This window comes from Paenibacillus radicibacter (assembly GCF_024721995.1).
GTDB classification, from domain to species: Bacteria; Bacillota; Bacilli; order Paenibacillales; family NBRC-103111; genus Paenibacillus_AM; species Paenibacillus_AM radicibacter.
Genome location: NZ_JANQBC010000015.1, coordinates 124,935 through 132,618, shown reverse-complemented (window position 1 = coordinate 132,618; position 7,684 = coordinate 124,935). Strand labels below are relative to the sequence as shown.

Sequence of the window (7,684 nt, the reverse complement as noted above, 5' to 3'; positions counted from 1 at the left end):
TTTCCATATTCAAGGTTGGATTTAGCCAATTCTACAACAATCATCGGTCTTATCACCTAACCTCCACACTGGTTAGTCCAATAAGATAATCCGCCCTACTTATAGTAGGGCTCATCCCGATTGATCTTGAACAATCCTGCCCGTTAGCTTAACAAAAATAAGCAGAGCCGAAGTTTGGCATTCGTGTCGGTCACAGTAAACAAACACGATTTGATCAACATATTTTTCTTATTGATGAGGTATTCTCATATTCCTTGCTGTCTATATAACGAAACCTTGTACCAAGCCTTCTAATTAAAAAAAGCCATGCGGGTTACCCACATGGCCTCTACTTTATTTATCAACTATCACCAAGATTTATTATGTTCAATCGCCTTACGTAGCAAGTCACCACGACTAATGATACCGACGAGCTTGCCATTTTCCAAGACAGGAACTTTCTTAATTTGGCGTTTGCCTAGAATTTCAGCGACTTTCTCGACGATAGTATCCACGTCTACACTCACAACTCGATGCGTTGCAATGTTCATAACAGGCTCACTAGCAAGCTCTTGCAGCTTGTCCTCTAACGCCTTATGATCCATCCATAGGCTAGTAAACCCCATTGGATCAATAACCATCTGGTCATGACTGCCAATGTTCTTCATTATGTCACCATCACTAATGAATCCAACTACTTTACACTCATCATCTACAATTGGAACTCCGCCAATACGATTGTTTACGAGAGTCTCCATCACTTCTTGCATGAGGGCTTTATTCGAGATTGCAATCACATCGTTTACCATAATTTCTTTTGCAAGAACCATGATTATTCCTCCCTAATCCCTTACAAATAATTTAGTTATAAATTTTTTAGAAGTAATGCTATTTTACCATAAATGCCTACTAATATAAAGAAAAAGCGTAAACCTATAGGTTTACGCTTTACTTTAGTACCATCTATTCGTGTCCATATACATCCGCGTATTTAGTTGCATCCCATAATGTCTCAAGCTCAGCTGGATCTGCTACCTCTATCTCAACCAACCAGCCTTGATCATAAGGACTTTGGTTAATGCGCGATGGCATTTTGCCTAGAAGAGTATTAACTGCCACAACCTTACCTGACAGCGGTGCAAGCACTTCTGTCACCGTCTTAATAGATTCTGTCGAACCTAGCGGTGCGCCTATTTTCAATTCATCGCCAACGTGCGGCAGCTCAGCGAATACGATCATCCCAAGTTCTTCTTGTGCGAAATCCGTAATCCCGATTACTGCACGATTGCCAATTGTGCGTACCCATTCATGATTCGGGGTGTATTTCAAGTGGTCTGGAGCTTCCATTGTCATTCCTCCTATGCGCGTTCCCTAACTTATTCACCTACAACCATATCAAATTTCTGCCCAAAATCCAAGAAAAGCCCCTCATCGTTTTATTAACGAATGAAGGGCTTTTTCGGATGTGATGCAATCTTTTAGCTTACGCTATTCATCATCTGCTTTAATGTCGCTACATCATTAACCGCAACTAGTTGCTCCAAATGCTCGAAAATCTTCTTCTCATCCCAGTTCCACCACTGCATCTCTAACAATAATTGAATCAACTCATCACTGAATCGTTTCTTAAATGTAGTTGCAGGATTTCCGCCTACGATCGAATACGGTTCAACATGCTTGACAACAGTTGAGTTCGCCGCAACAATTGCACCATCACCAATTCTCACCCCTGGCATAATCGTGACATTCTGTCCTAGCCATACATCATTACCGATCCAAGTATCGCCTTTAAATGGTAGTTGGTCTAGCGTTGGCGTAACCTTCTCCCATCCTCCACCAAAAATATTAAAAGGATAAGTTGTAATTCCATCCATCCGATGATTAGCACCATTCATTATAAAAGTAACACCTTCCGCTATGGCGCAGAACTTGCCGATAATTAGCTTATCCCCTAGAAATTCATAATGATGCAGAATATGATCATAGAAGTTCTCGGGTGACCTTGTATTGTCGCTGTAATAAGTATAATCACCAATCTCTACATTCGGCCGACTTGGAAGATTGTTAATGTAACAAACGGTTCTAATATTTTCATTGGGATAAAGCTTATTCTTATCTGGAGCTATCGACATACTTACACCCCTCCTCAGAATCAAGATTTTAATTCATCCAATTGTAAATGATATGCTAATTGAATACAAAGTAAATCCAACGTATGAATCTCAATGAATAATAGCTACGCACAACAATTTATGATAACATTTACTGTTATATTGAATGAGGAAGTGACTGAATGATTAACATAACGATCCCTACACCGGATGTAACGATTATGAAAGAAGAGAACCCGCAACTTAGCCATATTTACGGGTTTCAAGATTTTCACTTGATTTCCAGAGAAGTTGGGGGCATCTTCATGTTCTATAACGATGAGGATGAGCTTCTGTTCGTAGGTAAAGCAAGAAAGCTTAGACAGCGAATCAAGAAACATTTTGAAGATACAGTATCCCCAATCAAAGCACATCGTGAGGAAGTAGCGAAGATTGAGGTGTGTCATGTTGAAGATGCAGTCCACCGCGAAATTTACGAGACTTACATTATTAATGAATTGAAAGCCAAATATAATGTCGAAAAAGTTTTCTTTAAGTAAGAAAAGCGCCAACCTTCCCACACATCCATAACGGGGTAAGGTTGGCGCTTTTCTTAATGCACGTTCCCTAACTTCTTCACCTACAACCATAACAAAGGTTTATTCTATGATAATTTCTAGTTAACGACCTGCAGTTCCCCCTGTTGATCCTGTTGTCTCATAACAAGATCGTAATAAACAGCTCGCTTCACAAGCAGGGTTTCATGTTTACCTTCTTCTGCAACAGTCCCACGATCTAATACGACAATATGGTCAGCGTTCTGAATCGTCGATAGGCGGTGAGCGATAATAATCGTCATTCTGCCCTCACGCAATCGATCGAGATTCGCCTGCACTTGGCGCTCAGTTTCCATGTCGAGAGAAGAAGTAGCTTCATCAAGAATGAGAACTTCGGTATTGCGCAGCACTGCTCTTGCTAAAGCGAGTCGCTGCCGTTGTCCACCTGACAATGTTACCCCGCGCTCACCGATAACGGTATCATAACCTTCTGGTAAACTCACAAAGAAGTCATGTATGAGCATGGCTTTGCAAACCTCAACCATTCGCTCTTCGGTTATTGCCTCATTCCCAAGCAGGAGGTTCGTTCTAATCGTATCTGGGAACAAGTACGGATCTTGGAATACAAGTGTGATTCGATCCATCCAGTCACTTCTCTTAATCGAACTTAAAGGTATTCCATTAATCCGAATCTCTCCGCTATTTGTCTCAAAGAAACGAACGAGTAAACTTGCTACTGTTGACTTCCCACCGCCACTTGTACCAACGAATGCGGTCTTTTGCCCAGCAAGAAGCGTCACATTCAGCTCATTTAATACGCTTTGCTCCCCATATTGGAAGGTAACGTCATCAAATTGGATATTCGTAATCGGCTCGTCTAGCTCTTCCTGTCCTTCTGCAATGTTTTCACCCTCTAACACACCACGCAGACGCTCAATCGAAGACATTTTACTCGACAAGCTCATGATAGCCTGATAAATCTCATTAAACGATTCAATCATCCTCGTCGTAAATTGGTACGTCACCACGAACATTCCAATGGACAGATCCCCTGCTAAAACTAACTTGCCACCGAATAGAAGAACGAAAAGTACAGCCCCCCATTTTAGCGGATCACTAAACAATTGCTGTTTATTGATGAGCTTGCCTTCCTTCATTACACTTTGAAAATACTTCTGGAACTTCTTCGTATACGTCTCTTTCTCCCAGTCTTGTCGATGAAATGCGATCACCTCACGTGTCGAGGAGACGCCCTCCTCCAGATGAACAATGAGATCGGATTTATGACGATTCACTTCACTTGCTGCTTGCTTGCGTGATCCAGCGAACATTTTGCCAAGACCAATATAGAGAAACGTAAATCCGAGCATCACACCTAACATCATGACATTCGCCTGATACATCACAACGGTAATTACAATTAAGTTGCACACGTACTGCATCACACGTGGGAAGTAGATACCCCCGAACTGCGCGCTAACTGTAATGTCATTTGTAAAATGGTACACATAATTCGCTGTCCGCTCACTTTGCAACTTCTGAATCGGTAGACGGTACATGCGCTGCATCAGTTCACTGCACATCGAGCTACGAATTTTAGCGTACGTCAGATGGACCACATGCGGGCCGAACGTGAACAGCAGTGAATAGATTAAGTATGCGGCTGCGATCTGGAAAAGAACCGGCCAGAAGCGATCCATTTCTTTACCAATAAACACTTTATCTATCATCGTCTGCTGCAGCCAAACCGAAGTAAGGTTCGATGTTGATTCAAGCGCCATCAGCATAATCGCCAGCACTAACATCCCCTTAGCTTTGCGCATATGACTCCACAACCACTTTAAGTTATTCATCGCCTGCCTCCTGTTCTTCGTTCTGACCGACTTTAATCTGATAGAAAGCGCCTCTTGCAGCAAGCAATTCATCATATGTTCCCGCTTCTACAACTTGTCCACCTTCAATCACAACAATCTGGTCAAAGTCTTCAATTGTTGATAGACGATGGGCAACTGCAATAACCGTTTTACCTTGAAAAGCATGCTGGAAAGCTTTCTGCACCGCAATTTCACTTCCATTATCTAACGCCGAAGTTGCTTCATCTAGTACAATAATGGACGGATTATGGATTAACATCCTGGCTATCGCGATCCGCTGCTTCTGACCCCCTGAGAGCTTCACACCTCGCTCACCCACAATCGTGTCATACCCGTCAGGCAAATTCATAATGAAGTCATGGGCATAAGCTGCCTTCGCTGCTGCTTCTACCTCTTCCTCTGATGCCTTTGGATTACCGAACTTGATATTCTCTCTAACCGTTGAACCAAACATATACGATTCTTGAAACACATAACCAAGTGTATGTCTTAATGAAGAGAATGAAAGCTCCTCGATTGGAATGCCATCAATATATATGCGTCCTGCTTGTGGATCATAGAATCGTCCAAGCAATTTAAGTACCGTTGATTTACCATTCCCGCTCGTACCAACGAGTGCAACGCGCTGCCCTGGTGTAATATGAAGATCAAAGTTACTAAGGATAGGCTTACTTGGATGATAAGCAAACGTTACTTGCTCAAATCGGACCTCACCACGAACTTCTGTTAACTGCTGCGGATGCTTCACTTCACTAACTTGGGGTTTGAGCTGAGCAAATTGAAACAAGCGATCAATTTGATGCATCAATACTTTTTGCTCCGTTATGCCCGTAACTACAATGGTTAATCGATGCATCGCAATAAAATAAAGCAATATAAATGAAACTAATTGCCCTACCGTTATCTCATTGCCCTGCACTAAATAGTATCCATAGATAAAAATTGCAATGCCACCAACATAATACGTAATCCGTCTATTCGTACCACGCATATACGCATACCAGAAAGTCTTAATCAAGCTAGCATTTTGGTTCGTAACCCTCGTCATATAGCGATTTAAATCCCACTTCTCTGCTGCAAACACACGTAGTTCAGTTATTGCGGATACACTCTCATACACTTGTTTATTTTCTAATATCCGATTGCCAGATAACGTTCTACCTGTAATCGAAGCTCGCCGTTCTAACATTGGACCGAATATGTAGTATAGGAGAAAGCAAGGTACCACAATGAGGGATAAGCGCCAACTCGTTGAGACCATCATCGCAAGAGATATAATCGAGAAGATACTGTTATTAATGAGCCACGGCACATGATCACGATATAAGGCCTGCAAGGACCCAACTTCTGTGTTTAACAAGGATAGTGATTGTCCAACGGAGTTTTGCTCATAATAGGCAAAACCTAACTTCCTTAAATGTTGAAAAATCGAATACTGCACATCTCGAGCTGCTTTTTCTTGCAAATGTCTCTGCAACAAATTTCGTACCATGCTTGCTGCAATTCCAAGAACAATTAAACCTGCAAGTCCTGCAATTAAGTAGTAAAATAATTCAGTGTTCTTACTCGGTAAAATAACATCGATAAAGTGCTGAATAAACTTCGGAATCACAAGCTCAGATGATGAATAAATGACATTCGTTAGAATCAGTAATAACAGTATGCCGATATAAGGCTTAGCAAACTGGAGCGACCATACATAAACCGGCCACAATTTGATCTTTTCTTTTGACTCGCTTTGCATCGTATGCACCTACCTTTCCTACTTCCGTTTTTTGAGACAGGTAAACTATTCTACTGGATGTATATGACTGTGTCAATCGGGGGGCGAGTTCAAAAGTTAATCCACTCCAGAGAAAAAAGCACTTCCGGTCGCTGTCTCAATCGTGAATTTTGAATTGATGTAAATGTATTTTCACGATTTCAAAGGCGATCACTTCGTTCCTCCAGTGCATTTTTTCTCTTTCGTTTAACTTTTCAACTCGCTTTGGTTCATAAAAAAACTGCCCTCAGTCATAGACTGGAGGACAGTTTATCTACTCTTATTTACGAATCGCAGCTACGATCAGATCACCCATCGCAGTCGTGCCGATTGCTTTACTCTTATCAACTGCAATATCACCTGTACGGTGACCTGCATCAAGCACTTCTTTCACTGCACGTTCGATTGCATCTGCTGCATCATGGTAACCGAATGTTAAGCGGAACATGAGTGCAACGGATAGGATCGTCGCAATTGGATTGGAGATGCCTTGTCCTGCAATGTCAGGAGCGGAGCCGTGTACCGGCTCATATAGACCGAATGCACCTTCTCCAAGTGATGCGGATGATAACATGCCGATTGAACCAGTTAACATCGCAGCTTCATCACTTAAAATGTCACCGAACATGTTCTCCGTTACGATGACATCGAAGGAAGATGGACGACGAAGCAATTGCATTGCGCAGTTGTCAACGAGTACGTGCTCGAGCTCGATATCTGGATAGTCAGCAGAGATACGAACGACAACTTCTCTCCATAGACGGGATGTTTCAAGTACGTTCGCTTTATCTACAGAAGCAAGCTTCTTACGTCTTGTTCTTGCGACTTCGAACGCTTGACGCGCAATGCGCTCAATTTCTTTGACATTATATACACAAGTATCTACTGCTTCTTGGCCATGCTCGCCTTCACGACGGAACTTCTCGCCGAAGTAAATGCCACCAGTCAATTCACGAACGACGATCAAGTCAGTCCCATCAAGCACTTCTGGCTTCAGTGTCGATGCATCCTTCAAACAATCGAATACGACTGCTGGGCGAATGTTGGAGAATAATCCAAGCGCTTTACGAATACCGAGTAATCCTGTCTCTGGACGAAGCTCCTTCGGATTGTTGTCCCACTTCGGACCACCTACAGCACCAAGCAATACCGCATCTGCACCCTTACACATCTCAAGTGTATCTTGCGGAAGTGGAGTCCCACATTCATCGATGGCAATACCACCGAATAGACCGTGCTCTGTTTCAAATTTATATCCGAACAATTCCTCTGTGCGCTTTAGCACTTTCTCTGCTTCTGCAACAACTTCAGGACCAATTCCGTCCCCCGAAATAACTGCAATCTTCTTAACATCTGCCATATGTAACACGCTCCCATGATTTTCACTTATCTATAGTTGTAGCATATTTCCATACGCGATTC

The 7,684-nt window shown here is 42.4% G+C and carries 7 protein-coding genes; 1 reads left to right on the top strand and 6 read right to left on the bottom strand.

Features of this window, described 5'->3' with window-relative positions:
* Positions 1–347 precede the first annotated feature (347 nt).
* From NV379_RS23770 to NV379_RS23760, 3 genes are all read right to left on the bottom strand, one after another.
* The gene (locus NV379_RS23770) at positions 348–809 is read right to left on the bottom strand and encodes a CBS domain-containing protein (protein ID WP_258209826.1); all 462 of its coding nucleotides are present in this window, start codon (positions 807–809) and stop codon (positions 348–350) included.
* A 133-nt stretch (positions 810–942) separates the two neighbouring features.
* A complete protein-coding gene (gene gcvH / locus NV379_RS23765; RefSeq protein ID WP_258209825.1) occupies positions 943–1,326 on the bottom strand; it encodes a glycine cleavage system protein GcvH in 384 nt (127 codons plus the stop codon).
* A 131-nt stretch (positions 1,327–1,457) separates the two neighbouring features.
* Positions 1,458–2,111: a Vat family streptogramin A O-acetyltransferase gene (locus NV379_RS23760; RefSeq protein WP_258209824.1), complete on the bottom strand. Its 654-nt coding sequence runs from the start codon at positions 2,109–2,111 to the stop codon at positions 1,458–1,460.
* A 161-nt stretch (positions 2,112–2,272) separates the two neighbouring features.
* Here NV379_RS23760 and NV379_RS23755 point away from each other — a divergent pair, with 161 nt between their 5' ends.
* On the top strand, positions 2,273–2,629 hold the full coding sequence (locus NV379_RS23755; RefSeq protein WP_258209823.1) for a nucleotide excision repair endonuclease: 357 nt from the start codon (positions 2,273–2,275) through the stop codon (positions 2,627–2,629).
* A gap of 116 nt (positions 2,630–2,745) precedes the next feature.
* Here NV379_RS23755 and NV379_RS23750 read toward each other — a convergent pair whose 3' ends face one another.
* From NV379_RS23750 to leuB, 3 genes are all read right to left on the bottom strand, one after another.
* Positions 2,746–4,479: an ABC transporter ATP-binding protein gene (locus NV379_RS23750; protein WP_258209822.1), complete on the bottom strand. Its 1,734-nt coding sequence runs from the start codon at positions 4,477–4,479 to the stop codon at positions 2,746–2,748.
* Positions 4,472–6,244: an ABC transporter ATP-binding protein gene (locus NV379_RS23745; protein WP_258209821.1), complete on the bottom strand. Its 1,773-nt coding sequence runs from the start codon at positions 6,242–6,244 to the stop codon at positions 4,472–4,474. The genes NV379_RS23750 and NV379_RS23745 overlap by 8 nt, the downstream gene beginning before the upstream one ends.
* 298 nt (positions 6,245–6,542) lie before the next feature.
* Positions 6,543–7,622 (bottom strand): 3-isopropylmalate dehydrogenase, encoded by a 1,080-nt coding sequence (gene leuB, locus NV379_RS23740; protein WP_258209820.1) that lies wholly within the window; start codon positions 7,620–7,622, stop codon positions 6,543–6,545.
* Between the last annotated feature and the right edge of the window lie 62 nt (positions 7,623–7,684).

What these genes read in the sequence shown, in the direction of transcription:
- NV379_RS23760 (WP_258209824.1), bottom strand. Translation starts at nt 2,111, where the DNA reads ATGTCGATAGCTCCAGATAAGAATAAGCTTTATCCCAATGAAAATATT.
- NV379_RS23750 (WP_258209822.1), bottom strand. Translation starts at nt 4,479, where the DNA reads ATGAATAACTTAAAGTGGTTGTGGAGTCATATGCGCAAAGCTAAGGGG.
- NV379_RS23770 (WP_258209826.1), bottom strand. Translation starts at nt 809, where the DNA reads ATGGTTCTTGCAAAAGAAATTATGGTAAACGATGTGATTGCAATCTCG.
- NV379_RS23755 (WP_258209823.1), top strand. Translation starts at nt 2,273, where the DNA reads ATGATTAACATAACGATCCCTACACCGGATGTAACGATTATGAAAGAA.
- leuB (WP_258209820.1), bottom strand. Translation starts at nt 7,622, where the DNA reads ATGGCAGATGTTAAGAAGATTGCAGTTATTTCGGGGGACGGAATTGGT.
- NV379_RS23745 (WP_258209821.1), bottom strand. Translation starts at nt 6,244, where the DNA reads ATGCAAAGCGAGTCAAAAGAAAAGATCAAATTGTGGCCGGTTTATGTA.
- gcvH (WP_258209825.1), bottom strand. Translation starts at nt 1,326, where the DNA reads ATGGAAGCTCCAGACCACTTGAAATACACCCCGAATCATGAATGGGTA.